Annotated in this window: 26 protein-coding genes and 1 tRNA gene; 13 read left to right on the forward strand and 14 right to left on the reverse strand. The window is 62.6% G+C overall.

Going from position 1 to position 24,417, the window contains the following annotated elements:
• Positions 1 to 63: 63 nt before the first annotated feature.
• From D8W71_RS19320 to D8W71_RS19335, 4 genes are all read left to right on the forward strand, one after another.
• Positions 64 to 972, forward strand: coding sequence for an ACP S-malonyltransferase (locus D8W71_RS19320; RefSeq protein WP_121115725.1), 909 nt, complete (start codon positions 64 to 66; stop codon positions 970 to 972).
• Positions 973 to 1,144: 172 nt separating this feature from the next.
• Positions 1,145 to 1,447, forward strand: coding sequence for a meromycolate extension acyl carrier protein AcpM (gene acpM, locus D8W71_RS19325; protein ID WP_019667431.1), 303 nt, complete (start codon positions 1,145 to 1,147; stop codon positions 1,445 to 1,447).
• Positions 1,448 to 1,455: 8 nt separating this feature from the next.
• The gene (locus tag D8W71_RS19330) at positions 1,456 to 2,706 is read left to right on the forward strand and encodes a KasA/KasB family beta-ketoacyl-ACP synthase (protein ID WP_121119570.1); all 1,251 of its coding nucleotides are present in this window, start codon (positions 1,456 to 1,458) and stop codon (positions 2,704 to 2,706) included.
• Positions 2,707 to 2,815: 109 nt separating this feature from the next.
• Positions 2,816 to 4,249, forward strand: coding sequence for an acyl-CoA carboxylase subunit beta (locus tag D8W71_RS19335; RefSeq protein WP_121115727.1), 1,434 nt, complete (start codon positions 2,816 to 2,818; stop codon positions 4,247 to 4,249).
• 65 nt (positions 4,250 to 4,314) lie between these two features.
• Here the strand turns inward: D8W71_RS19335 and D8W71_RS19340 are convergent, their stop codons facing one another.
• The 5 genes from D8W71_RS19340 to D8W71_RS19360 all read right to left on the reverse strand — a co-directional run bounded on the left by D8W71_RS19340 (position 4,315) and on the right by D8W71_RS19360 (position 8,081).
• Entirely contained in the window at positions 4,315 to 4,743 is a 429-nt protein-coding gene (locus D8W71_RS19340) for a cold-shock protein (RefSeq protein ID WP_121119572.1), read from the reverse strand.
• A 114-nt stretch (positions 4,744 to 4,857) separates the two neighbouring features.
• Positions 4,858 to 5,370 carry a DUF3145 domain-containing protein gene (locus tag D8W71_RS19345; protein ID WP_121115729.1) on the reverse strand — a complete coding sequence of 171 codons (513 nt, stop codon included), beginning with the start codon at positions 5,368 to 5,370 and terminating at the stop codon, positions 4,858 to 4,860.
• A 144-nt stretch (positions 5,371 to 5,514) separates the two neighbouring features.
• On the reverse strand, positions 5,515 to 6,327 hold the full coding sequence (locus D8W71_RS19350; protein ID WP_121115731.1) for a serine hydrolase domain-containing protein: 813 nt from the start codon (positions 6,325 to 6,327) through the stop codon (positions 5,515 to 5,517).
• 155 nt (positions 6,328 to 6,482) lie between these two features.
• Positions 6,483 to 7,610 carry an NDMA-dependent alcohol dehydrogenase gene (locus D8W71_RS19355; protein WP_121115733.1) on the reverse strand — a complete coding sequence of 376 codons (1,128 nt, stop codon included), beginning with the start codon at positions 7,608 to 7,610 and terminating at the stop codon, positions 6,483 to 6,485.
• A gap of 117 nt (positions 7,611 to 7,727) precedes the next feature.
• Positions 7,728 to 8,081, reverse strand: a complete 354-nt coding sequence (locus D8W71_RS19360) for a hemophore-related protein (RefSeq protein ID WP_121115735.1) — start codon at positions 8,079 to 8,081, stop codon at positions 7,728 to 7,730.
• 121 nt (positions 8,082 to 8,202) lie between these two features.
• Here D8W71_RS19360 and D8W71_RS19365 point away from each other — a divergent pair, with 121 nt between their 5' ends.
• Both D8W71_RS19365 and D8W71_RS19370 read left to right on the forward strand, forming a co-directional pair.
• Positions 8,203 to 10,338 carry a molybdopterin-dependent oxidoreductase gene (locus D8W71_RS19365; protein ID WP_121115737.1) on the forward strand — a complete coding sequence of 712 codons (2,136 nt, stop codon included), beginning with the start codon at positions 8,203 to 8,205 and terminating at the stop codon, positions 10,336 to 10,338.
• 38 nt (positions 10,339 to 10,376) lie between these two features.
• Positions 10,377 to 10,450 (forward strand) — tRNA-Ile (locus D8W71_RS19370).
• A gap of 13 nt (positions 10,451 to 10,463) precedes the next feature.
• On the opposite strand, the gene D8W71_RS19375 is transcribed toward D8W71_RS19370, so the two are convergent.
• Complete coding sequence (locus D8W71_RS19375; protein WP_121115739.1) at positions 10,464 to 10,937, reverse strand: universal stress protein; 474 nt, start codon at positions 10,935 to 10,937, stop codon at positions 10,464 to 10,466.
• Between the two features lie 120 nt (positions 10,938 to 11,057).
• Between D8W71_RS19375 and D8W71_RS19380 the strand changes: the two genes are divergently transcribed.
• Both D8W71_RS19380 and D8W71_RS19385 read left to right on the forward strand, forming a co-directional pair.
• A complete protein-coding gene (locus D8W71_RS19380; RefSeq protein ID WP_236077510.1) occupies positions 11,058 to 11,510 on the forward strand; it encodes a cupin domain-containing protein in 453 nt (150 codons plus the stop codon).
• A 110-nt stretch (positions 11,511 to 11,620) separates the two neighbouring features.
• Positions 11,621 to 12,343, forward strand: coding sequence for a GAF and ANTAR domain-containing protein (locus D8W71_RS19385; protein WP_121115743.1), 723 nt, complete (start codon positions 11,621 to 11,623; stop codon positions 12,341 to 12,343).
• Positions 12,344 to 12,350: 7 nt separating this feature from the next.
• On the opposite strand, the gene D8W71_RS19390 is transcribed toward D8W71_RS19385, so the two are convergent.
• Positions 12,351 to 13,829 (reverse strand): MFS transporter, encoded by a 1,479-nt coding sequence (locus tag D8W71_RS19390; protein ID WP_121115745.1) that lies wholly within the window; start codon positions 13,827 to 13,829, stop codon positions 12,351 to 12,353.
• Positions 13,826 to 14,422 (reverse strand): PadR family transcriptional regulator, encoded by a 597-nt coding sequence (locus D8W71_RS19395; RefSeq protein WP_236077511.1) that lies wholly within the window; start codon positions 14,420 to 14,422, stop codon positions 13,826 to 13,828. Before D8W71_RS19395 ends, D8W71_RS19390 begins: the two co-directional genes overlap by 4 nt.
• A 206-nt stretch (positions 14,423 to 14,628) precedes the next feature.
• Between D8W71_RS19395 and D8W71_RS19400 the strand changes: the two genes are divergently transcribed.
• A complete protein-coding gene (locus D8W71_RS19400) occupies positions 14,629 to 18,708 on the forward strand; it encodes a bifunctional nitrate reductase/sulfite reductase flavoprotein subunit alpha (protein ID WP_121119576.1) in 4,080 nt (1,359 codons plus the stop codon).
• On the opposite strand, the gene D8W71_RS19405 is transcribed toward D8W71_RS19400, so the two are convergent.
• A complete protein-coding gene (locus tag D8W71_RS19405; RefSeq protein WP_121115747.1) occupies positions 18,702 to 19,265 on the reverse strand; it encodes a TetR/AcrR family transcriptional regulator in 564 nt (187 codons plus the stop codon). The two genes, D8W71_RS19400 and D8W71_RS19405, sit on opposite strands and share 7 nt — an antisense overlap.
• A 54-nt stretch (positions 19,266 to 19,319) precedes the next feature.
• On the opposite strand from D8W71_RS19405, the gene D8W71_RS19410 reads away from it, so the two are divergent.
• Both D8W71_RS19410 and D8W71_RS19415 read left to right on the forward strand, forming a co-directional pair.
• Positions 19,320 to 20,177: an alpha/beta fold hydrolase gene (locus D8W71_RS19410; protein WP_328588795.1), complete on the forward strand. Its 858-nt coding sequence runs from the start codon at positions 19,320 to 19,322 to the stop codon at positions 20,175 to 20,177.
• Between the two features lie 13 nt (positions 20,178 to 20,190).
• Positions 20,191 to 20,745: an isochorismatase family protein gene (locus D8W71_RS19415; RefSeq protein WP_121115749.1), complete on the forward strand. Its 555-nt coding sequence runs from the start codon at positions 20,191 to 20,193 to the stop codon at positions 20,743 to 20,745.
• A gap of 13 nt (positions 20,746 to 20,758) precedes the next feature.
• On the opposite strand, the gene D8W71_RS19420 is transcribed toward D8W71_RS19415, so the two are convergent.
• The 3 genes from D8W71_RS19420 to D8W71_RS19430 are packed head-to-tail and all read right to left on the reverse strand — an operon-like array spanning position 20,759 to position 21,865.
• Complete coding sequence (locus D8W71_RS19420) at positions 20,759 to 21,148, reverse strand: MmcQ/YjbR family DNA-binding protein (protein ID WP_121115751.1); 390 nt, start codon at positions 21,146 to 21,148, stop codon at positions 20,759 to 20,761.
• 22 nt (positions 21,149 to 21,170) lie between these two features.
• The gene (locus D8W71_RS19425) at positions 21,171 to 21,560 is read right to left on the reverse strand and encodes a VOC family protein (RefSeq protein ID WP_121115753.1); all 390 of its coding nucleotides are present in this window, start codon (positions 21,558 to 21,560) and stop codon (positions 21,171 to 21,173) included.
• Complete coding sequence (locus D8W71_RS19430) at positions 21,557 to 21,865, reverse strand: ArsR/SmtB family transcription factor (RefSeq protein ID WP_121119580.1); 309 nt, start codon at positions 21,863 to 21,865, stop codon at positions 21,557 to 21,559. The genes D8W71_RS19425 and D8W71_RS19430 overlap by 4 nt, the downstream gene beginning before the upstream one ends.
• 58 nt (positions 21,866 to 21,923) lie before the next feature.
• On the opposite strand from D8W71_RS19430, the gene D8W71_RS19435 reads away from it, so the two are divergent.
• Positions 21,924 to 22,211: a hypothetical protein gene (locus tag D8W71_RS19435; RefSeq protein ID WP_121115755.1), complete on the forward strand. Its 288-nt coding sequence runs from the start codon at positions 21,924 to 21,926 to the stop codon at positions 22,209 to 22,211.
• 4 nt (positions 22,212 to 22,215) lie between these two features.
• On the opposite strand, the gene D8W71_RS27660 is transcribed toward D8W71_RS19435, so the two are convergent.
• Complete coding sequence (locus D8W71_RS27660) at positions 22,216 to 22,368, reverse strand: hypothetical protein (protein WP_153275400.1); 153 nt, start codon at positions 22,366 to 22,368, stop codon at positions 22,216 to 22,218.
• Positions 22,369 to 22,397: 29 nt separating this feature from the next.
• On the reverse strand, positions 22,398 to 23,378 hold the full coding sequence (locus D8W71_RS19440) for an aldo/keto reductase (RefSeq protein WP_121115757.1): 981 nt from the start codon (positions 23,376 to 23,378) through the stop codon (positions 22,398 to 22,400).
• Positions 23,379 to 23,499: 121 nt separating this feature from the next.
• Here D8W71_RS19440 and D8W71_RS19445 point away from each other — a divergent pair, with 121 nt between their 5' ends.
• Positions 23,500 to 24,384: a helix-turn-helix domain-containing protein gene (locus D8W71_RS19445; RefSeq protein ID WP_121115759.1), complete on the forward strand. Its 885-nt coding sequence runs from the start codon at positions 23,500 to 23,502 to the stop codon at positions 24,382 to 24,384.
• The last annotated feature ends 33 nt before the right edge of the window (positions 24,385 to 24,417 follow it).

A 24,417-nucleotide genomic window follows, 5' to 3' on the forward strand; every position in this document is an offset into this window, starting at 1 on the left:
GTGCCGAGAGTTCATCGAGAGCGACATCTCCGAAACAGGCCGTCACGGTGTTCTCTTAACGATGTGATTGCGTTGCTTGCGCCCGGCCAGGGCTCCCAGACACCCGGAATGCTCGTGCCGTGGCTCGAACTGCCCGGAGCGGCCGACCGTGTTGCGTTGTGGTCGAAGGCGTCAGGACTCGACCTGGCTCGCCTCGGCACCACGGCGACAGCGGAGGAAATCACCGACACATCGGTGACACAGCCCCTCGTCGTCGCCGCGGCGTTGCTCGCGTTCGAAGAGATCGCCGGACAAGGAATTCTCCCCGAAGACACGATCATCGCCGGTCACTCGGTCGGTGAACTCGCCGCAGCCGCCATTGCAGGCGTCATATCTTCCGATGAGGCCGTCACCCTGGCAGCCGTGCGCGGCGCCGAGATGGCGAAGGCATGCGCTCTCGAACCCACCGGCATGTCGGCGATCCTCGGCGGCGACGAGACCGTCGTCCTCGCTCGGTTGACCGAGCTCGGCCTCGAACCGGCCAATATCAACGCTGCCGGTCAGATCGTGGCTGCCGGATTGCAGACTGCGCTGGCCGAACTGGCAGCGAACCCACCGGAGAAGGCCAGAGTGCGGTCCCTCCCGGTTGCAGGAGCGTTCCACACTCGATTCATGACCCCGGCGCAGGACGCGGTCGCGGCGGCAGCCGCAGCGATCACGCCGTCCGATCCGGTCCGCACGTTGCTGTCGAACTCCGACGGTCAGCCGGTGACGTCGGGTAGCGACGCCCTGACCAAACTTGCCGCCCAGGTGACCAAGCCTGTGCGGTGGGACCTGTGCACCAAGACTCTGCGCGAGCACGCGGTCTCCGCCGTGGCAGAATTGCCGCCGGCCGGCGCACTCGTCGGAATTGCCAAGCGCGAGCTCAAGGGCACACCGACCCTGGGTCTGAAGAAGCCAGAGGACATCGCAGCCCTCGCCGAGCTGATCTGACAGCTCCGAATACTTCCCGTGGATCGACTGTCCACGGGTCCGAGGTGCCGTCACTTTCCACGAGGGCGAGCATCTGGCGTAGAGAACGACGCCGAAACTGCAGGATCAGCACCATGACTTCGACACGTCGATTCACGACGTGCCGATCACCGAAAAGAAGGGAGCCACTCAAGTGGCCAGCCAGGAAGACCTCATCGCCGGACTTGCAGAGATCATCGAGGAGGTCACGGGCATCGAGCCCTCCGAGGTGACCATCGACAAGTCCTTCGTGGACGACCTCGACATCGACTCGCTCTCCATGGTCGAGATCGCAGTTCAGACCGAAGACAAGTACGGCGTGAAGATCCCCGACGAGGACCTCGCAGGTCTGCGCACCGTCGGCGACGCCGTCTCGTACATCCAGAAGCTCGAAGCGGAGAACCCCGAAGCCGCAGAGGCAATCAAGGCCAAGCTCGACGACTCCGCGAGCGAGTGAGTCGAACCGTGACCAACCCATCCACAGCCAACGGACGCTTCCCGAGTGTCGTCGTCACCAGCCTCGCTGCGACCACGTCCATCGCCGGTGATGTGGACGCCACGTGGAAGGGTCTGCTGAACGGCGAGAGCGGGATCGGAGTACTGGAAGACGATTTCGTCGCCGAGTACGACCTTCCCGTTCGAATCGGCGGCCACCTTGCGGTCAGCCCGACGACTCTGCTCAGTCGAGTCGAGATCCGTCGTCTGAGCTATGTGGAGCAGTTGTCCACCGTGCTCGGCCGCGAGGTATGGAAGAACGCCGGTAGCCCCGAGGTGGACCCGATCCGTCTCGGTGTCTCCATCGGAACCGGACTCGGCGGCGGCGATTCGCTCATCGAGGCAAACGACAAGATGAAGGCAGGCGGCTACCGCAAGGTCTCCCCGCTCGCAGTTCAGATGGTCATGCCGAACGGCCCCGCTGCGGTCGTCGGTTTGGAGCTCAAGGCACAGGCAGGCGTCATCACGCCCGTATCGGCGTGTTCCTCTGGATCGGAAGCCATCGCACACGCATGGCGAATGATCGTCATGGGCGACGCCGACATGGTCGTCACCGGTGGCGTCGAGGGATACATCGATGCGGTGCCGATCGCGAGCTTCTCGATGATGCGCGCGATGAGTACCAACAACGACAACCCCAAGGGTGCGTCGCGTCCGTTCGACAAGGATCGCGACGGATTCGTGTTCGGCGAGGCAGGTGCGCTCATGGTCATCGAGACCGAAGAGCACGCCAAGGCTCGCGGAGCCACGATCCACGCTCGCCTGCTCGGCGCAGGAATCACTTCCGACGGCTTCCACCTGGTGGCACCCGACCCGGAAGGTTCGGGCGCAGCTCGTGCAATGAAGAGGGCTATCGAGACCGCAGGGTTGCAGAAGTCCGACATCACGCACGTGAACGCGCACGCAACGGCGACACCGATCGGTGACACCGCCGAGGCGCTCGCAATCAACAAGGCCGTCGGCAACCACGCTGCGGTCTACGCACCGAAATCAGCTCTCGGCCACTCGATCGGCGCAGTCGGCGCCCTCGAATCGGTGCTGACGGTGCTTGCAGTGCGCGAGGGAATCATTCCTCCCACGCTGAATTTGGAGAACCAGGATCCGGAGATCGACCTGGACGTCGTCAAGGGTGAAGCCCGCGTCGGACAGATCGACTACGCGATCAACAACTCGTTCGGATTCGGTGGGCACAACGTCGCGCTCGCCTTCGGCAAGGCCTGATCACCGCTTGTCGGTGGCTGCCTAGCTACGGAGCACTCGAACCCCGAGCGAAAGCGTCTCGCTTTCGCTCGGGGAACGCCCTTACCGGGGCACGCAGAAGGAGAACGCGATGACCATCCTGTCCCCCGCCACCCGCTCGGGTTCGTACACCGATCCCCGCGACCCGCTCGCGCGCCTCGAAAAACTCTTCGACAGCGGAACCATGGTTCCGCTGCACGACCGTGACAAATCCGGTCTCCTCGCCGCCTCCGGCGATATCGACGGTGTCCACACCGTCGCCTACTGCTCCGACGCCACCGTCATGGGCGGCGCAATGGGAGTCGACGGGTGCAAGCACATCGTGAACGCCATCGACGTCGCAATCGACCGTGAGGCACCGATCGTCGGAATCTGGCATTCCGGCGGTGCCCGCCTGGCCGAGGGCGTAGAAGCCCTCCACGCTGTCGGGTTGGTCTTCGAGGCCATGGTTCGCGCATCGGGCCTCGTTCCACAAATTTCCGTAGTCCTCGGTTTCGCAGCCGGTGGCGCCGCGTACGGTCCCGCTTTGACCGACGTAGTCATCATGGCTCCCGAGGGACGCGTGTTCGTGACCGGACCCGACGTGGTTCGCAGTGTCACCGGTGAACAGGTCGACATGGAGTCGCTCGGTGGGCCGGACACCCACCACAAGAAGTCCGGCGTCTGCCATATCGTCGCCGACGACGAGCTCGACGCCCTCACCCGCGCACGTCGGCTCGTGTCGATGTTCAGCGAGCAAGGCACATTCGATCTCGCGGCCGCCGAACACGGTGACACCGACCTGAAGGCACTGCTTCCCGAGTCGAACCGTCGCGCCTACGACGTGCACCCGGTGATCCACGAACTGCTCGACAATGTCGAAGGTGAATCGACATTCGAGGAGTTCCAGGGTGGCTGGGCGCGCAGCATCGTCATCGGACTGGGACGTCTGAGTGGCAGGACCGTCGGCGTTATCGCCAACAACCCGATTCGCCTCGGAGGGTGCCTCAACTCCGAAAGTGCAGAGAAGGCAGCACGATTCGTTCGTCTGTGCGACGCCTTCGGAATCCCGCTCGTCGTAGTCGTTGATGTCCCCGGCTACCTCCCCGGAGTGAGCATGGAGTGGGAAGGCGTCGTACGCCGCGGGGCGAAGCTTCTTCATGCGTTCGCCGAGGCGAAGGTTCCTCGTGTCACGCTGGTGACGCGCAAGATCTACGGCGGCGCGTACATCGCGATGAATGCACGCGCTCTCGGTGCGACCGCGGTCTACGCGTGGCCGGGGTCCGAGGTCGCCGTGATGGGCGCCAAGGCTGCCGTCGGAATTCTGCACAAGAAGGCTCTGGCCGCGGCACCGGAGCACGAGCGCGAGGCTCTCCACGATCGATTGACGGTGGAGCACGAAACCATCGCCGGCGGAGTCGACCGTGCCGTTGCGATCGGCGTCGTCGACGAGGTCATCGATCCGGCGAAAACTCGTTCGATCGTCGCGAAAGCGCTGGCGTCGGCTCCCGCGCTCCGCGGACATCACAAGAACATTCCGCTGTGATCTCACGCTGAAACGTCTGTGCCCCGGCGACTTCGGTCACCGGGGCACAGTTGTTTCGGTCCGTGTCAGCCTTCGAGCCACTTGTGTGACTGGGCGATTCGGACGACGACCTGACGAATGTCGAGGATCTGCTCGGCCGTCAGAACACGATTGGCACGCAGCAGACCTTCGGTCAGCTCGGTCGAGAAATCGTGAAGCGAGAGAACATCGCAGACGACGTCGTCGTACTCCGTCGTTTCCGCGTCCTGAACGACGGCAGGAACCGCGGCGCGTGTCACTGGCTTCGGTGAGTCGATGATCTGCACCTGCGCAGCTTTGAGGCCGCGATCGCCCTCTTCGGCGACGTATTCGACACGAACGCCTGGTGCGAGGAGGCGTTTGTCGAAGTCGAGATCGTTGACGTGGATGAACACGTCCTCGCCGCCCTCGTCGGGAGCCACGAAACCGTATCCCTTGAACTCGTCGAAACGAATGACCTTACCGGTCGACAACAAAAGAACCACCCATTCCACACGTACCAACCCGCATGCCTACCCTGGCACGGCTCGACGGTACCGGATGCAGGAGCGCAGCCACCGGAGCGACCCTACGGTGACGACAGTTGCCTGTCAGCCGGCGTGGCGGCTCAACCACGTCACTTCGGCGCCGCCACCGCCGGTGCGGTACGGCTCCAACGCCTCGTCCCAACTGCTTCCGAGAGCATGCTCGATCTCGGCAGCCAAGTTGCCGGAGTTGCCGTCGATCATCGCCTTGAGGCGCATCTCGCCCAGGATCACGTCGCCGTTCGCGCTCGTCGAACCCCTCCACAGACCCAGGCCTGGAACGTGCGCGAACCGCTCGCCGTCCACGCCTTCGCTGGCGTCCTCCGTCACCTCGAACCGCAGCATCTGCCACGAGCGAAGGACTCCCGCGAGCGTCGCCCCGGTTCCGACCGGACCGACCCAGTTGCTCGTCGCACGGAGCTGACCGTCCGACGACGGCTGCGCGGACCATTTGAGGTTCGCGCGGCAATCGAGGGCATCGGACAGCGCCCATTCGACGTGCGGGCACAACGCAGCAGGCGACGAGTGGATGTACACCACACCCGACGTCGCATCCGCGAATTGATTCGATGCGCGCATACTTCAACACCTCCAGCTTCGACGAGGGACGTCTTCCCCAACGACCTCGACACGTGCGCTTGGATGCTGCCGTACTGCGTGTTCGTGTACTAGTGTGCCCCGAGTTACCCCTGTTGCGCCAGTGCACTCACGTTATTTGTGCGTTCAGCTGGGGTTATTGTGCAGAATCTCGTCGGAAAGCTCCGGCCACAGCGGTTTCGCCCACTCGCCGAATGCAAGATCGGTCAACACGACGGTGGCCAGTCCCACCTCGGGATCGACCCACAGGAAAGTTCCCGATTGGCCGAAATGGCCGAACGTCCGCGGAGAGTTGTCGGCGCCGGTCCAATGTGGCGTCTTGCCGTCGCGCAACTCGAACCCCAGTCCCCAATCGTTGGGCTTCTGCGACCCGTATCCGGGCAGGATGCCTGCCAATCCGTCGAACTGCACCGTGGTGGCGTCGGCCAAAGTCGAGGGTTGTATTAGTTTCGGTGCGAGTAGTTCGGCGGCGAAAGCCGTCAGATCCGACGCCGATGATCGTCCGCCGTGTCCGGCAGATCCAGGCAGCGAGGAATTCACCATCCCGAGCGGTTGGAACACCGCCTCGTCGAGGTACGTCGGAAACGAGATTCCGGTCTCCTCCGAGATTTTGTCGGCAAGCACCTCGAAGCCTGCGCTCGAGTAGATCCGCTTGGTTCCCGGATCTGCCTGTATCTTTTGCTCACCGAACGCCAGGCCGGATGTATGCGCGAGCAAATGGCGGACGGTGGCCCCGGCCGGACCTGCGGGCTGGTCCAGCTCGATGGCCTCCTCCTCGATCGCGACCAGGGCCGCGTACGCGACGAGAAGCTTGGTCACCGATGCGAGTTCGTAGACCCGATCCAGATCGCCGTAGCTGTCGACCACCCCTGCACTCGACACCACCGTCGCGGATGCATTGTTCACGGGCCAACCAGCGATCAAATCCAAACTGTGCACGCCGACAACCCTAGTGCTTTCGCTTGAATGGACCTCGCCAGCCATCTGATCTTATGGATGTGCCATCCAAGCGATGGCTACGTTCGCTTGGATGGCACCTGCTAGCTATCCGGTCGTATGAATGGACCATTCAAGCGATCGCGGCCGACGCTCCACTACCGATCGGCGTCGGTGTACTTGATGACTCCGCGGATGTTCTTGCCATCGAGCATGTCCTGGTACCCGGTGTTGATGTCGTCGAGGGTGTAGGTGTTGGTGATCATGTCGTCGAGGTTGAGCTGTCCGCTCTTGTACATCGACAACAGAAGCGGGATGTCGTGACGCGGGTTGCCGCCACCGAATATTGCGCCTTGCAGATCCTTCTGGAGCATCGTGAACAGGAACAGGTTCAGCTTGACGTCCATGTCCTCCATCCGGCCCATTCCGGTGACGACGCATCGTCCCGCCTTGGCCGTCAGCAGCAGCGCGGCCTCGATGTCCTCGCCCTTGATCTCCCCGACGGTGATGATCGTCTTTTCCGCCATCTTGCCGTGGGTGAGCTCCATGAGAGGCATCAACGCCTCGGCAGCGCTTGAAAATACGTGGGTGGCGCCGAACTTCAACGCCTGATCACGTTTGAACGCAACAGGATCCACGGCGACGACCTTGGTCGCGCCGGACTGTACGGCGCCTTGAAGTGCACTCAGCCCCACGCCCCCGACGCCGATGACGACGACGGTCTCACCGGGCGTCACCTTGGCGACGTTCACGGCCGAGCCCCAGCCGGTGGGTACCCCACAGCCGACGAGCGATGCCACATCGAACGGGATGTCGTCGTCGATCTTGATCGCGGAGGTCTCGTGCACGGTCATGTACGGCGAGAAGGTTCCGAGCAGGCACATCGGGATGACGTCCTGCCCGCGTGCCTGGATTCGAAATGTGCCGTCACTGATGGCCATTCCACTCAGCAGGCCCATTCCGAGGTCACAGAGATTCTGGTGGCCGTTCGCACACGCGGGACAATGGCCACACGACGGGATGAAGGACAGCACGACGTGGTCGCCTTCCTTCAACGTCTTCACCTCGGGACCCACCTTGGTGACTACGCCCGCCCCCTCGTGGCCACCCATGACCGGATACGACGGCATAGGCGTCGCCCCCGTGACGATGTGATGATCCGAGTGGCACATTCCCGCGGCCTCGAGTCGGATCTGAACCTCACCTGCTACCGGGTCACCGACCTCGATCTCTTCGACCGACCACGGTTCGTTCAGACCCCACAGCACAGCGCCTTTGGTTTTCATCGCGACTCGCCACCTCCACGAAAGTCGGCCCGACGTTCGGGCGGACTGCAGTGAGACCGACGATAGTCACAGATTCACAAAATTGGAACACGTTCTAGAAATTGAGTGGGAACGAAATCAGAACTGCTCGCATGTCGCGAAGACAGTTCGCGCGAAGCCCGAACCCGGTCCACCGAAGAACGCGTTGACTCGGTCGACGACGGCAGGTTGGGAAGAGAGGAAGATCTGACGCTGCCAGGTCGGTGCTGCGAGGAACGCGGCGAAGCTCGACGAGAGCGGCGAGGACGCCAATGCGGCGCCCTCTTCGGGTGAAATCTCGTACGTCGCCGCGACGATCTGGGAGAACGAGCACGGGGTGTTCACGACGGTGTCGGCCGGCGCTGCGGCCGCGACACCCCCGAACACCAGCGAACCGGCAGCGACTGTGCCGAAGACGGCGGTACCTCGAAGTGCGGTCGATCGAATGCTCATGAGTGTCCCCAGTCGAAGTTCTTCGGATGTGGTCGACGGAGCGGCCGACGCTACGTGAACGATACCGCCCGGCCTGCTAACACGCCCGCGCTAGGCTCGCGGTGACGAAGGGAAGTTGCTTATGACGGTCACGTTCGGATCGTGCAATCTGTGCGAAGCCATGTGCGGGCTCGAGTTCACGGTCGAGAACAACACCGTTACCTCTGTCCGCGGAGACAAGCAGGACCCACTCTCTCGCGGTCACATCTGCCCCAAGGCACTGTCGCTCATCGACGTGCACGCCGATCCCGATCGTTTGATCAAGCCCGTCCGTCGAACTCCCACCGGTTGGCAGCAGATCGAGTGGGACGAAGCGTACGACCTGGTGGTCGACGGACTCGTCTCCACACGAAAGAAGTACGGCTCGAACGCGGTCGGTGTGTATCAGGGCAATCCCAACGTGCACAGTCTCGGTGCGATGACGCACGGAATCCCGTTCACGTCGATGCTCCGGACCCGAAATCGTTACTCGGCCACGTCGCTGGACCAACTCCCCCACCAACTCGTCAATCACCTGCTGTACGGCCACCAGCTTGCGTTGCCGATCCCGGATATCGACCGGACCGACTTCTTCCTCGTGCTCGGCGGCAATCCAATGGCCTCGAACGGCTCGATGATGACCGTTCCCGACTTCGCTCACCGCGTCCGCGACCTCAAGGCGCGTGGTGGCACGCTCGTCGTGATCGACCCACGCCGCACCGAGACTGCGGACGTCGCCGACGAACACCACTTCGTGCGGCCGGGAACCGATGCCCTGCTCCTGCTCGCGTTGATCAACGCGGTCGTGGAGTCCGGAAAGACCCGGGTGGCCGACTACGTCGACGGGGCCACCGAAATCGCCGCCCTCGTTGCCGATTTCACGCCCGCGGCGGTCGCTCCCGTCGTCGGAATCGCTGCCGAGGACATCCTTTCGCTCGCAACACGTTTCGCGGACGCGAAAGCAGCGGTCGCGTACGGACGGATGGGTGTCTCCACGCAGCAGTTCGGGAGCGTGTGCCAGTGGGCGATTCAAGTTCTCAACATTCTCACCGGAAATCTGGATCGAGTCGGCGGTGCGATGCTGACCGATCCTGCCGTCGATCTCATCGAGAAGAAGATCGTAGGCCGTGGTCACTTCGACAAATGGCGTTCGCGCGTCCGCGATCTGCCCGAGTTCGCGGGCGAGTACCCGTGTTCGACGTTGGTCGACGAAATGACCACACCCGGCGACGGACAAGTCCGCGCCATGGCTGTGTTATCCGGAAACCCCGTGCTCTCGATGCCGGGTGGCGAGGAACTCGACCGAGCCTTCTCCGACCTGGATTTCATGGTGTCGTTCGACTTCTACATCAACGAGACATCGCGTCACGCCGACGTCATTCTGCCTCCGACAATGTCGCTCGAACGCGACCACTACGATCTCATCTTCCATTCCTTCGCCGTGCGGAACACGGCCAAGTTCGCTCCAGCCGTACTGGCGAAAAAGGCTGGTGCCAGAGCTGATTGGGAGATCTTCCGCGACCTCGGTGTTCGCTACCAGTCTGCGTTGTCCGACTCGCCCCTGGGCGGGCTACGCGCGCGCCTGAAGCCTAAATCCATTCTGGCGGAAGCACGACTGCGGTTGTCTCCGAAGCGCACAATTGACCTACTTCTGCGCAGCCATCGGAAGGGTCTGTCCGTCGCTGCGCTCACGAAATCACCTCACGGCGTCGACCTCGGTCCACTCCGACCTGGGCTCCCGCAGAAGCTACGTACGCGCGACAAGCGAATTCAACTCGTCCAGGACGTCATCGTCGGCGAACTGCCTGCACTGCACGACCTCATGGCGTCCAGCGAGGTACCCGCGGAGGGGCAGCTGCTGATGATCGGGCGCCGGCATCTACGCAGCAACAACTCGTGGATGCACAACGCTCCCAGACTCACCAAGGGAAAACCGCGCCACCAGCTGCTGGCGCACCCGGAAGATCTTCTGTCGCGCGGAATCGAGGACGGATCAGTGGTGTCCGTGACGTCTGCAGCGGGCGCAATCGAGATCGAGGTACTGGCCACCGACCGCATGATGCCGGGCGTGGTCAGCATTCCGCACGGATTCGGCCATCAGCGCGCGGGTGTCGAACTGTCGGTTGCCTCGACCGTTCTCGGAGCAAGTGCGAACGACATCACCGATCCCCAGCAAGTCGACGCCGTATCGGCCAACGCAATCCTCAACGGTATCCCCGTCACCATCGCGGCGGTGTGATTGTTGTAGCATTCGTAACCGCTCGCCTAGCGCGAGATGGGGCGGTAGCTCAGTCGGTTAGAGCCGTGGACTCATAATCCATTGGTCGCGGGTTCGAGCCCCGCCCGCCCCACCGAAGTCGGATTTCACGGAACCACCGTCACCGGCCAACGTCCGGTCTTGACCAGCCTTACTGCAACCGACCCGAACATTCGGTGCCCCGCGCGCTCCGATGCGCCCACGACGATCGCGTCGGCGCGTAGTTCCTCGGCCACGGCGACGATTCCGTTGTAGGGATCGCCTGTGGCAGTGCGAAATTCCCATCTGGGTACGTCGGTGTTCGCCGTCGCCTTTCGGATGTACGCGAGCAGTTCGTCCGCGATCTCCTTACCTGTTTCCACCAACGAGATCCCGGCTTGACCCCATGCCGCGGTGGCGATGGGTTGGACGTAGACGAGGACGAGGAGCGACCCCTGACGCCGCGACAGCCCTGCCGCGTACGCCGCGGCCTTCCACGACGATTCGGAACCGTCGATTCCGGCAAGAATGACTTTCGGACCGTCGACGCCGTACTCGAACGCGTGAGATTCGAAGCCCCTGGTTTCCGCTGATTCATCCACAACGTGAAGGCTACTCAGCCCTTGGGGGTGAATAATTTTCATACCCACCCGGTCGCGTCGGGTGCGTTCTAGTCTGTGGTGGCTCAGAGCCCGATTAACGAGAGGCGAGACTCGATGACCATGACCACCAGGATCGGCACAGTCGGAATCTGCTGCGTGGCAGTGGCCGGGCTTTCACCGGCGTTGGCCACCGCAACTCCTCCGTCGGGAGTCACAGCGGAGACACTGGCCCATGAGTCGTTCCCGCTGCTCCCCGGAAGTTCCGCGATCGCAGGCACCGACTTCACCGCTCGTAAGATCACCATTGCCCCTGGCGGAACAACCGGTTGGCACTATCACGACGGTCCCGTGTACGCCTACGTCGAGCAGGGCGTTCTGACGAGGACACTCCACGACTGCTCCCAGGTGTCCTCGCCTGCCGGGCAAATCGTCGCCGAAGAGGTCGACGGCAACCACGTACACGAGGGGACCAACCTCGGCACTGTTCCCGTGGTCCTCTATGCCGCGTACATCGAACCTCCGGGAAAGCCGTTCGCCGAGGACGCACCGGCACCGCCCTGCGCGGGCGAGTGAGCAGGGTGAGGTGAGCGCTGCGTATCCTTGATCCTCGAAGGCAGCTTCTCGAGTCAAGGGCGGCGCACACCGGCAGCTCATGCGAGCGCACTCGACCGATCGGAGTATCCATGAATGACGATTCTCGGCTGGCTGAGACGCCATCGACCGATCCGGCCACCGTCTTCGCTGCCCTGGCGGACATCGTCTACAAGGGTTCGACGGCTGACGAGGTGTACACCGCCATCTGCGTGGCGGCGACACTCCTGGTCCCAGGGTGTGACCACGCGAGTTTGATGCTCGTCAACCGCGGCCAGCCCGTCACTGTTGCTGCGACCGATCAGGTCGCCCGCACGGTCGACGACATCGAGAGGGCGACCGGCGAGGGACCGTGCCTGGACGCCATCGAAAGCGAAGCTGCCCAGATCGAGACCGACTTCCTCCAGCCGAGCCAGTGGCCGGCTCTGGCCCGCGGGGTCGTGACGCGGACACCGGTACGCGGTGCGATGGGCTTTCGCTTGATGCTCGATCAGAAGAAGGTCGGCGCGCTCAATCTCTTCAGCAACACCCCAGGTGCCTTCGATTCGTCCACCGCCGATCACGCCATCATGCTGACGGCTTTCGCAGCAGTGACCGTCTCGGCGATCATTTCGGGCGAGGAGGCGAACACGCTCCGGCGCGGACTCGAAAGCAACCGAGAAATCGGCAAGGCCATCGGTCTGCTGATGGCGATGCACGACGTCACCGACGATCAGGCCTTCGAGATGCTACGCAAGACCTCTCAGGACATGAACGTCAAGATCGCCGCCCTGGCCACTTCCGTCGTCGAGGCACACAAGCGCAGCCTGCACTAGCCGTCTTTCACGTTCTGGCCGGCCCGGGCGCGGCGACCCGCTTCGGGAGTGCGAACACGAGCAACAGCGCTACGACGCCGAAGGCGGCACTCACCGACATTGCAACCGACGCAGCGTGCATGAACTCGTTTGCGACGGTGTCGGGTCCGGTGATGTTCAGAGATCCGAACAGGACGCTTCCGATGACAGCAATTCCTACTGCACTGCCGATCCGCTGCATCGTCGAGATAACGCCGCTGGCGGCACCTGCATCCTGACGATCGACTGTGGCGACGATGAATTGGGCGTTAGGTGCGATGAACGCCCCATTGCCCAATCCACCGATCAACAACGGCACCAACAGTTTCCAGTTCGTGAGGTCTGCTGGATCCGTGGTGGCGAGAAGGATCCACATCCAGATCAGGCTGACAGCGACGAAGGACGTACCGAGAAGCAGAACCGTTCGGCCGAGGCGAAGAGTCAGTTTGTTGCTCTGCGAGGATGCGATGATGCTGCCGACAGCGAACGGCAGCATCACAGCGCCGGATGACAACGCGGAGTTACCGAGTCCGGATTGCCACAACAGCGATAGCGTGAAGAAGATGCTGGTGAACGACGCGAAGTAGACCAGAGCGAGGATCGTGCCGCCGGTGAACGCGGGATGGGCGAACAGTTTCGGCGGAACTAGCGGGTTATGTCCGCGCTTGGTGTAGCGGACCTCCCACGCGCCGAATGCAGCGATCAGCGCGGCCCCGGCCGCGATGGACACATACGTCCATGTGGGCCATCCTTGGTCCTGCCCCTCGATCAATGGAACCAACAGGGCGACAAGGCCCGCAGTGACGAGAAAGAGTCCGACCCAGTCGATTCCGCTGTCGGGCACAGCCTCGGTCTCCGAACGCTTCGGAAGGAGAAATGCTGCTGCGACGAGACCGACCGCACCAATCGGAAGGTTGACCCAGAACACGCCACGCCAGCCGTTCTCGTCACCGAACGCCTCGATGATCAGTCCACCCGCGATCGGTCCGAGCGCTGTGGACACACCGATGACCGCTCCCATGATGGCGAAGGCCTTGCCTCGCACCTGCCCAGGGAACAGCAGCTGAATGAACGCCGTGACCGCCGGGACGAAAATGCCGCCTGCCAGACCCTGGACGATTCGCGCGATCACCAATTGAAGGTCGTTCTGGGCCAATCCGCATGCGAAACTCGCGACAGTGAACAACGCGAGACCGGCGAAGAACACCCACTTGTGCCCGATGCGGTCGCCGACCTTGCCTGCGGGTATGAGTGCGAGGCCGAACGCAAGTGCGTAGCCGGAGATGATCCAGGACAACGTCGCCTCCGACGCGTCGAGACTCGTCTCGATGGTGGGGAGCGCGACGTTGACGATCGTCGTGTCGAGTAGCGCCATGAACATGCCGAGAAGCAGCACGATCAGCGCCTGCCATGCCCGCCGTGGCACTTCCACGGCAGGCGCGGACGCCCGAGAATTGGTGTCGGTCATGTGGGTTGTTCCTCCGTGTGTTGCGGCATCGGAAAGTGGGTTCGTGCGCGCTCGTCCGCGACGATGTCGGGTAGCGCGTCGACGAAGCTGTCGTGCCAGTCGATTTCGGCCATGAGGCGCTTCTCGCGGTGTTCGAGGGCGAACGTTTCGGCCAGGGACAGGTGGGGTCTTGCTCTGACGTTGGCTTCGCGGGTCGTGCGCAACAGGTCTTTCAACAGTGCGATACGCGTCGCGATGACCTCGGGCAGTAGTTCGAGGCGTTCTGGGTCGAGCCTGGTGAGAGCGAGGTCGAAAGGATCGGGCCGTAGGACGTAGTTGCTCAACCCGTCGCGTCTAAGTGTGTCGAGCGCTGCACGCCCAGAATCTGTGACGGCGTAGACCTGGCGAGCCGGGAAGTTCCCCTCCTGCTCGGTCCGCACGTCGGCTATCAGTCCCTCCGCGTGCAACCGCTTCAGCGCGCCGTACAAACTTCCCACCGAGATGTCGGTCCACATCTGGACCCGCTCTTCCTCGGCAAGCAATCTGAGCTGATGACCGTGCATCTCACCGCGCTGAGCGAGCGAGCCGAGAATGAACAGGCGAATGGACGACACGCGACTACTCTCGCACGAGTACTCGCGAAGGTCAAAGCCTCTACCAGGCACTATGTCCGCTTTGCCGCTTTGATGAAGAGATCGACAGCGAACTTCACCTGGGCCTCGCACCGGCGGTGAGGACAACGTCACCTCGGGCTAACGGGTGCGTCATCGACCCGAATCCTCATCTCAGGACAGTGGACATCGTGGGAACAGGAACTGCTCTGACCGGCGTGGACACCGTCAAGACGGTGTGCGCGTACTGCGGCGTCGGATGCGGCATGACCCTGCAGATCGGCAAGCGACCCGACGAACCCGCCACGGTCGTGAAATCCGTCGGTGACAAGACCCACCCAAGCAACTTCGGACGGCTGTGCACCAAGGGCTCCACCACGTCGGACATGCTTGCCGCGCCGGGACGGCTCGAGACGGCCCGAATCCGCGCCACACGCGGCGACGACTTCGAAGACGTAGACACGCCGACGACAATCCAACGAACCGCCAGAAGGCTGCGGGCAATTCTCGACGAGCACGGACCTGACTCGTTCGGCCTCTACGTCTCGGGACAGATGTCGATCGAAGCTCAGTACCTGTCAAACAAACTGGCCAAGGGCTTCATCGGCACCAATCAGATCGAATCGAACTCTCGGTTGTGCATGGCCAGCGCCGGCACCGGATACAAGTTGTCTCTCGGGGCAGACGGACCGCCCGGATCCTACGAGGACTTCGACAATGCCGACGTATTCCTCGTCACCGGTGCGAACATGGCCGACTGCCACCCGATTCTGTTTCTCCGCATGATGGATCGCATCAAGCAGGGCGCGAAACTGATCGTCGTCGATCCTCGCCGAAATGCGACTGCGGACAAAGCCCACCTGCACCTCGCGATCGCGCCCGGCACCGATCTCGATTTGCTCAACGGGCTGCTTCACCTACTCGTCGCCGGTGGGTACACCGATCCTGAGTTCATCGCCGAGTTCACCGACGGCTGGGATGCGATGGAGGATTTCCTCGCCGACTACACCCCCGAGCAGGTCAGCGCGAGGACGGGCATTCCGGAAGCCGACATCCGGACGGCAGCGACCTGGATAGGCGAATCGGGCAATTGGATGAGCTGCTGGACCATGGGTCTGAACCAGTCCACCCATGGAACGTGGAACACGAACGCTCTGATCAACCTTCATCTCGCGACGGGTGCGATCTGCCGCACCGGAAGTGGTCCCTTCTCCCTCACCGGACAGCCGAACGCCATGGGGGGCCGTGAGATGGGCTACATGGGTCCAGGCCTCCCGGGTCAGCGTGCCGTTCTCTCCGAGGAAGACCGCGCGTTCGTCGAGCAGCGTTGGAACGTGCCCGCTGGAACGTTGAGGACCGACGTCGGCGGCGGAACCATCGATATGTTCTCGCGTATGGCGGACGGTGAGATCAAGGCGTGCTGGATCATCTGCACCAATCCTGTTGCGTCGGTGGCCAACCGAAAAACGGTGATCGCCGGCCTCGAACGGGCAGAACTCGTGATCACTCAGGATGCATTCGCGGACACCGAGACCAACGGTTACGCCGACGTCGTTCTTCCCGCGTCGTTGTGGACCGAGTCCGAGGGTGTCATGATCAACTCGGAACGTAACCTCACCCTGTTTCAGAAGGCGGTGAACGCACCGGGCCAGGCGATGCCGGATTGGCAGATCATCGCGACCATGGCGTGTGAACTCGGGTACGCCGAGGCGTTCACCTACTCCAGTGCCGAGGAGATATTCGAAGAGATCAAGGGTTTCTCCAACCCGCGCACCGGATACGACCTCAGAGGAGTGACCTACTCGCGGCTGCGTGAGGCTCCGCTGCAGTGGCCGTGCCCACCCGACGACGACAACGACCGTCATCCGATTCGGTACGTCAACGACGGTGTCAGTCAATCACTACGGACACGTGAGGACGGAAGCGTACCCAGACTCTCGTTCCCGACCGCGACCGGACGAGCACAATTCTTCGCACGTCCATCGATGGCGCCTGCGGAGATGCCGGACGACGACTACCCGTTCCTGCTCAATACCGGTCGCCTGCAGCATCAATGGCACACGATGACCAAGACGGGCAAGGTCGCCAAACTCAACAAACTCAATCCTGGACCGTTCGTCGAGATCCATCCCGACGACGCTGCACGTCTGGGATGCGCGGCTGGAGATCGCATCGAGGTGGCCTCGCGCCGCGGGCGAGCCGTTCTACCTGCGGTGGTGAGCGATCGGGTTCGCCCGGGCGACTGTTTCGCTCCCTTCCACTGGAACGACTCGTTCGGTGAGTACCTGTCGATCAACGCGGTCACCAACGACGCTGTCGACCCTCTGTCCCAGCAACCCGAGTTCAAGGTATGCGCGGTCACGCTGACGAAAGTTGCTCCTGACGGATCGGAAACCACTCCCGAAACAGGTGACGCGTCGACCTCACCGGTCGATGCGCTCGCTGGACTCGTCGGGGAGGTTTCCGGACCGGTGCTACCGCTCCCCGTGATCGAGCAACGCTACGTCGCGGGTTTTCTCGCCGGACTTCGTACGGGCGCCGGTTCTCCGGGCGTACCGACACTCCCAGCCGGTACTCCCCTATCCCCCGAAACCCACGCGTGGCTCGAAGGGATGCTCGCGGGTCTGTTCTCCAGGCAGGGCGCTGCGCCCGAGCAGTCAGCGGCACACGATCCGCAGGACACCGCACAGCCGATTCTCGTTCTGTGGGCATCACAGACCGGCAATGCCGAGGACTTCACGTTCGGCTGCGTCGAGCAACTACGCGGCGCCGGTTTGACCGTGAAAGAACATGTCATGGAGGACTTCTCGCCCTCCGATCTGCCGAAGTACCGAGATGTGCTGCTGATCAGCAGCACATTCGGCGACGGTGAGGCCCCCGACAACGGAACCTCGTTTCTCGATGGCCTGTCCGGAGACGATGCGCCCGACCTCACCGGACTACGGTTCGCAGTCCTTGCCTTCGGCGATTCCAGCTACGACGACTTCTGCGGCAACGGCCGCAGGCTCGACAGTCGCCTCGCCGACCTGGGTGCTGCACGGCTCGTCGGTCGGGTGGACTGCGAACCCGAACACGACGAGGCGTCGTCGATGTGGCTCGAGCGAGTGCTGGCGAAGCTGTCGGTATCCGAGACCCCGCAACCTGCCGAACCGAAGCCGACCACCTCGCTTGCCTACGGCAAGAAGACGCCGCTCCCGACCGCCCTGATCCGAAACACTCCTCTCAGCGCGTCTGGATCCAGCAAGGACGTTCGCCAGTTCGGTTTCCGCCTACCCGCGGGCTCGCTGACGTACGAGGCCGGTGACGCTCTGGGTGTGTGGCCACGCAACAGCGACACCCTGGTCGACGAATGGCTAGACGCGACCGGATTGTCCGGGGATGCCGTCGTCGACATTGCGGGGCACGACTCGATGCCGCTTCGGGTGGCCCTGCGCGATCGTCTCGAGATCGCAAAGGCAACGCCCGATCTACTGAAGTTCGTTCAGAAGCGTGCCGGTGATGCCGACTTGGAGCGACTTCTCATGCCGGAGAACAAGAGCGCGTTGGCCGACTGGATATGGGGGCGGCAGTCCATCGACGTGCTGACGCACGCGCCGGTGCGCGCAGGCGTCGAGGACTGGCTCTCGGTACTCAAACCGCTTCAGCCTCGGCTGTATTCGATCTCGTCGAGCCCGAAGGAAGATCCACACGAGGTACAGCTGACGGTATCGACCGTGCGGTACAACGTGCACGGCATCCCGCGACGCGGTGTCTGTTCGACGTATCTCGCAGATCATGCCGACGGTGAGGACATCGGCATCTTCGTGCAGAAATCCGCCCACTTCAAACCCCCGGACGACCCGACGGTCCCGATGATCATGGTGGGACCAGGAACCGGTATCGCACCCTTCCGTGCCTTCCTGCACGAGCGACGCGCTCTGGGGCATACCGGTCCCAACTGGCTGTTCTTCGGAGAGCAGCACGCAGCGACCGACTTCTACTACCGCGACGAGCTCACATCCATGCTGGACGACGGCCACCTGTCGCGCCTCGATGTCGCGTTCTCACGAGACCAGTCGTCGAAGGTGTACGTGCAGGACCGGATGGCGGAGAACGGCGCGCAACTGTGGAGATGGTTGCAGCAAGGCGCGCACTTTTACGTGTGCGGAGATGCATCGCGCATGGCCAAGGACGTCGACAACGCGCTGAAAGGTGTTGTTGCGCAGCATGGACGACTCGCGCCGTCGAGCGCCGACGCCTACGTCAAGGCGTTGTCGGCCGAGAAGCGGTATGTTCGCGACGTCTACTGACCTGGCAGACGTGACGCGCACACTGCGCCTGCGACGACGAGCGGTTCGGTTGTTCGCATCGCCCGCGCCAGCACGAATGCCCCCTCGAGGGCGCAGATCATTCCGATCGTCCACTCACGAGCATCGTCGGGTTCCAGACCTCGCGACACCATGAGGTCGGTTCCCTTATCGATCCACCCGGTGAAAACATCGGCCGTCGCGGTGCGCAGCGTCTCGTTGGTACTGGCAACCTCGAGGGCGATCGTGGCAATCGGGCACGCATCTGCATAGTCCGTCGCTTCCAGCAGGGTCGCAGCTGCGGCGAACATCGTGGTGACCGCCTGCGGAAGCGGAATGTCGTTGTCGAGGAACGAGTAGACCAGGTCTCCGTAGGCCGGACCGGTCACCCGCACCACCTCTTCGCCGAGGTTCTGCTTACCGCCGGGAAAGAAGTGATAGATCGAGCCGAACGGCGCCTCCGCTGCCGCCGCGATCTGCTTCAACCCTGTTCCTGGATAACCATTTCGGCGAAACAACTCGCTGCTCGCGTCGAGAATCCGTGTGCGCGTGTCCGACATACTCTTGCCCTCCTACCGAGATGGCCCTACGCTACCAGTAGAACGATCTATCAAATGCCGATGCTGGAGATGCAGATGCCCGAAGTCGCGCTCGCCCCAGGAACCATCGAATACGAAGACACCGGCGGAGACGGTCCTGTCCTGGTGTTCGTTCACGGCCTCACCATGGACGGATCTGTGTGGGACGACGTAGTCGCGGGCCTCGCCCCCGCGTATCGATGCATCCGACCTGTCCTGCCGCTCGGCGGACATCGGATTCCGATGCACGCCGACGCGAACCTCGATCTCCTGGCGCTGGGACTGTTGCTGGGCGAGTTCCTCGAACGCCTCGATCTGCACGACGTGACGATCGTCCAGAATGATTGGGGCGGCGCCCAGGTGTTGATCGCCAACGGTTCCACCGATCGCATTGCACGGCTCGTACTCACTGCGTGTGAGGCCTACGACAACTACCCACCCGGCCTGCCGGGCACAATGCTCGGAATCATGCTGCGCGCCCCCGGTGGGTTACGTGCACTGCTATTCGGACTGAAGTTCACGCTAGCGAGGCGTGCTCCCGGCTCTTGGGGCTGGATGAGCAAGCGGCCGGTCCCCAAAGCGATGATGGACTCGTGGTTCGAACCGGCCACCTCCAACGCCCTCGTTCGACGTGACCTTCGCAAGTACGCGCTGTCGACGCCTGCGGACTCCATCCTGCTCCAATGGGCCGAGTCCAACTCGGCATTCGACAAGCCCGTCCTCGTAGTGTGGGGCACCGAGGACAAGGTCATGCCTATCGAACACGGCCGCAGGCTTTCTCGCCTCTATCCGAACGCGAGGTTGATCGAGCTCGACGACACCTACACGTTGATACCCATCGACAAACCTGCCGAATTGACCTCCGCCATCATCGACTTCGTGCCCCTGCGATAACTACGATTACGCCATGACCACGTTGGCCGATCGACCGAACACTGCCCTACTCGTCGTCGATGTGCAGAAGCAGGTCATGGCGAGCTCGATCGACTCCGGCGCTGTGATCACCCGCATCGCAGAGCTGGTCACGCGGGCACGGGCGTCATCGGTGTCGGTTGTTTGGGTTCAGCACTCGTCGGACGAGCTCGTGGAAGGGTCACCGGGCTGGGAGTACGTCCCCGAGCTCACCAGAGACGTCGCCGAGCCGTTGATCGCGAAGAAATACGGCGACTCGTTCGAGGACACCGAGCTCGAATCCGTACTCGCAGATCTACGAGTCGGGTCGCTAGTCGTCGCGGGCGCGCAAACCGATTTCTGCATCAGGAGCACCCTGCACGGCGCACTTGCCCGCGGGTACGACGCCACCCTCGTCAGCGATGCGCACACCACCGAGGATCTAAGTGAGTGGGGCGCTCCCCCACCTGCACAGGTGATCTCGCATACCAATCTGTACTGGGACAATCAGCGGGCTCCAGGGCGCATCGCTGGTTCGATCCGAGCCGAGGACATCGATTTCGCCCGGTAGATTCGGTGGGTGGTCAGTCCGAGCTCAGATACTCCTTGGCGACCGCGTCCGGCGCGAACACCAGCCAGCCGTCTTCGAGAAGTTGACGCAACTCGTCGGCAGCAACGACATCCAACTGGACGAGCACAGCCGAGTAGCCGTCGAAGTGCGGAATCGTGAAGCAGGATTTCGGATGTGCGGCGAGCACTGCTTCCTTGTCCCCTAGGTCCTCGGTGCGAATTCCGAGAATCGGCCCCTCCGGCGGCGACTCGTCACCGAACCGCTTGATGTCGGCCTTACTGAACGGCCTCTCCCAGGCGAAGACCTTTCCACCGATCGACCACGCCTGATTGCCGTAGCTCGTTCCCGTCGTCACCTCGGGCAGTTCTGCCACAAGCCGATCGACGTCGTCCAAGGTAGCCATGACGCCAGAGTAATCGCGGAAATCAGCCCGTGTAGCTCGAAATCTGGATGAGGTTGCCGCAGGTGTCGTCGAAGGTGGCGACGGTGACGGGGCCCATATCCGTCGGCTTCTGCGTGAACACGACGCCGAGGCCGACGAGGCGATCGTATTCGGCCTGCACATCGTCCACAGCAAAAGACGTGAACGGAATCCCGTCCGCCATCAGTGCGTCTCGAAACGGCTTGACCGCGGGGTGCTCGGCCGGTTCGAGCCCGAGCTCGGGTCCGTCCTCGTTGTCCGGACTCACCAGTGTGAGCCACTTGTGTTCGCCCAGCGGGATCTCGTGCTTGACCTTGAACCCCAAGACGTTTGTGTAGAACTCTTGGGCGTGGTTCTGATCGGTGACCATCAGGCTGGAGATGTAAATCTTCACTGTTGCTCCTGGTTCGGTTCGGGGACATGCCATCTATCGCTGATCCGCGTCAACGGACCGGTGTCGAGAAAGTGAAACTTGTAGCGGCCCTTACGTTCGGCACGAACCAGCCCTGCCGCTTCGAGTACCTCCAGGTGCTGTGACACCGCCTGCCTCGACGAAGCAAGACCATGCTTGGACACCAACCGGGTGCACAACTCGAACAGCGTCTGTTCGTCCCGAAGAACCAACTCGTCGAGGATCACTCGCCGGGTCTGATCCGACAACGCTTTGAACAATTCGGCGACTCCCGGCTCCTCGGGCATCCACCAACCATAGGCAAGTCGCTGCTTGCATGTCAATCGGTGAGCTAGCGTTTTCTTCATGGCCGAGGAACCCGAATACACCGACGACGGTCGATTCATCGTGATCAAAGGCCGACGATGGCGCGCAACCGATCCCGCCATCCCCGAGGATCGAAACGCCGAGCTGCGATCGATTCTGATGGCGTGGCGGCGCGACGTGCGAGCCACCGGCGGCGCGCCGGAGTCGCGGGCAGGGGTTCAAGCGGCGAAAGTTGCCCTGGGCGAACGAGGGACGCCCTGGTGGGAGCAGACCGATGATGAACGACGTGCCCGCTGGGAGACGGAGGTGGCACGACCCGAGGACTGAGGCGCTACTCCCCCGTTCGGTAGAGCCGCCAGAACCAGATGGCGGATCCGCCGAGCAGCAGGCCGCCCGATCCGTATGCGCCGACAACCATCAGACATGCGCCCAGGGCACACATCAGCACGATCGCTGCCAGCTGTAGACCGTCACCCCACGCCACAGCCGCCGAGCATAGTCCGCTGCCGGCAATCAACCGTCGATCAAAACCATGTTCGCCTCATCGTGACGCGCGCCTGCGGCCGGAGCCACGTTGTTCAGCATCTCGATCTGGCCGGGAGTCAACACCACATCGTCGGCCGCAGTGTTCTCCTCGACCCGTTCGACGCGCTTCGTGCCGGGGATCGGTGCGATGTCGTCGCCTTGGACCAGCAGCCACGCCAACGCCACCTGGGCAGCAGTGGCATTCGCCTCGGCGGCGATTGCTTGCACCTCGTCGACCAACTTGAGATTCCTCGTGAAGTTCGCTCCGGTGAACCGAGGGTTGCCCTTGCGCCAATCGTCATCGGCGAAGTCGTCGACTGTCCGGATCTGGCCGGTGAGAAGCCCGTGACCGAGCGGCGAGTACGGAACGAAACCGATCCCGAGCTCACGCAGCAGCGGCAGAAGTTCGGCCTCGGGATCTCGCGTCCACAGGGAGTACTCGGTTTGCAGTGCGGTGACAGCGTGAACCGCATGCGCACGTCTGATCGTCTCGGGCGCAGCTTCGGACAAGCCGATGTGACGGATTTTTCCCTCCGACACGAGCTCTGCAAGCGTCCGGACAGTCTCCTCGATTTCAGTGCCTGGGTCGACTCGGTGCTGGTAGTAGAGGTCGATGTAATCGGTACCGAGCCGGGTCAACGACCCCTCGACCGCGATTCGGATGTTCGCAGGACTGCTGTCGGCCACTCCGGGACCACCGCCCGAGTGCGAGACCAGCCCGAACTTCGTCGCAATCACAACGTCCTCGCGGCGGCCTCTGACTGCGCGGCCGACGACCTCCTCGCTGTGGAACGGACCGTAGATCTCGGCGGTATCGATGTGGGTGACACCGAGATCGAGGGCTCGATGAATCGTGCGAATCGATTCGTCGTCGTCGACACCGCCACCGGTCGTGTACGTCCCCGCCATCGTCATAGCGCCGAGGCCGAGTCGCGAGACGTTCAGCGAACCTAGTCTTGCCTGCTTCATCTTCTGCTCCTTGATCGTGGAATCCCCAGTCAAGAGCCTGCGGCGACGTGGAGGGAGTGCCTGCCTACAGGGGTACTGCCAGTGACCCCTTCAATAGCCGAGCGTGTCGTAGATTCGATCCATGGCCGAGAGAGCGGACATCAAGGACTTTCTGACGACGCGACGTGCCCGGCTGACTCCAGAGCAAGCCGGGCTTCCCGATTTCGGTGGTCGACGACGAGTTCCGGGCCTGCGGCGCGAAGAAGTCGCGTTATTGGCCGGGATGAGCGTCGAGTACTACGTGCGCCTCGAACGTGGGAATGCCAGCGGCGTCTCGGGCTCGGTCCTCGACGGCATCAGCCGCGCTCTTCAACTCGATGACGCCGAGCATGCGCATCTCCATGATTTGGTGAGTGCTGCCAACGATGGAAAGAGACCGTCGCGTCGACGAACACGGACGGGTTATCGGCAGATCAGCGAGAACATGCAGCGGACACTCGACGCGATGTACACCGTGCCCGCATACGTCCAGAATGGACGGCTCGATATCGTCGCCACCAACGCACTCGGTCGTGCGATGTTCTCGGAAATGTATGTCGACGAGCACAGGCCTGCAAACTTCGCGCGTTTCCTATTTCTCGATTCTCGTTCACCCTCGTTCTACTTCGACTGGGAGGACGCCGCGCGGCAAACCGTCGCACTACTTCGTAGCGAAGCAGGTAGAGCACCACATGATCGAGCGCTGAGTGACCTCGTGGGTGAACTATCCACTCGCAGCCATGCTTTCCGAACCAGGTGGGCCTCCCATGATGTCCGCGAACACAGAACGGGCATCAAGGAGATCCATCATCCTGCTGTCGGAGATCTCCATCTGACCTACGAAGCCATGAATCCCACCTCGGACCGAGGCATTCTGTTCGTCGTTTACACCGCCGAACCCGGCTCGGCCTCCCACGAGCGACTGCAGCTTCTCGCAAACCTGACTGCTACCAATCCATCAGCGCCACAGGATTACCCGTCCCGATGAGGTTGTTCGCTACCAGGTACCCGGTAGCGAACA

This window comes from Rhodococcus sp. P1Y (genome assembly GCF_003641205.1).
In the GTDB taxonomy this organism is placed as follows: domain Bacteria; phylum Actinomycetota; class Actinomycetes; order Mycobacteriales; family Mycobacteriaceae; genus Rhodococcoides.

Excerpts from the sequence above, each read along its gene's own strand:
- D8W71_RS19445 (WP_121115759.1), top strand. The coding sequence starts at position 23,500 with ATGGCCGAGAGAGCGGACATCAAGGACTTTCTGACGACGCGACGTGCC.
- D8W71_RS19405 (WP_121115747.1), bottom strand. The coding sequence starts at position 19,265 with ATGTCGGACACGCGCACACGGATTCTCGACGCGAGCAGCGAGTTGTTT.
- D8W71_RS19380 (WP_236077510.1), top strand. The coding sequence starts at position 11,058 with ATGACCACCAGGATCGGCACAGTCGGAATCTGCTGCGTGGCAGTGGCC.
- D8W71_RS19390 (WP_121115745.1), bottom strand. The coding sequence starts at position 13,829 with ATGACCGACACCAATTCTCGGGCGTCCGCGCCTGCCGTGGAAGTGCCA.
- D8W71_RS19415 (WP_121115749.1), top strand. The coding sequence starts at position 20,191 with ATGACCACGTTGGCCGATCGACCGAACACTGCCCTACTCGTCGTCGAT.
- D8W71_RS19435 (WP_121115755.1), top strand. The coding sequence starts at position 21,924 with ATGGCCGAGGAACCCGAATACACCGACGACGGTCGATTCATCGTGATC.
- D8W71_RS19430 (WP_121119580.1), bottom strand. The coding sequence starts at position 21,865 with ATGCCCGAGGAGCCGGGAGTCGCCGAATTGTTCAAAGCGTTGTCGGAT.
- D8W71_RS19410 (WP_328588795.1), top strand. The coding sequence starts at position 19,320 with ATGCCGATGCTGGAGATGCAGATGCCCGAAGTCGCGCTCGCCCCAGGA.
- D8W71_RS19420 (WP_121115751.1), bottom strand. The coding sequence starts at position 21,148 with ATGGCTACCTTGGACGACGTCGATCGGCTTGTGGCAGAACTGCCCGAG.
- D8W71_RS19335 (WP_121115727.1), top strand. The coding sequence starts at position 2,816 with ATGACCATCCTGTCCCCCGCCACCCGCTCGGGTTCGTACACCGATCCC.
- D8W71_RS19440 (WP_121115757.1), bottom strand. The coding sequence starts at position 23,378 with ATGAAGCAGGCAAGACTAGGTTCGCTGAACGTCTCGCGACTCGGCCTC.
- D8W71_RS19345 (WP_121115729.1), bottom strand. The coding sequence starts at position 5,370 with ATGCGCGCATCGAATCAATTCGCGGATGCGACGTCGGGTGTGGTGTAC.
- D8W71_RS19360 (WP_121115735.1), bottom strand. The coding sequence starts at position 8,081 with ATGAGCATTCGATCGACCGCACTTCGAGGTACCGCCGTCTTCGGCACA.
- D8W71_RS19355 (WP_121115733.1), bottom strand. The coding sequence starts at position 7,610 with ATGAAAACCAAAGGCGCTGTGCTGTGGGGTCTGAACGAACCGTGGTCG.
- D8W71_RS19385 (WP_121115743.1), top strand. The coding sequence starts at position 11,621 with ATGAATGACGATTCTCGGCTGGCTGAGACGCCATCGACCGATCCGGCC.
- D8W71_RS19365 (WP_121115737.1), top strand. The coding sequence starts at position 8,203 with ATGACGGTCACGTTCGGATCGTGCAATCTGTGCGAAGCCATGTGCGGG.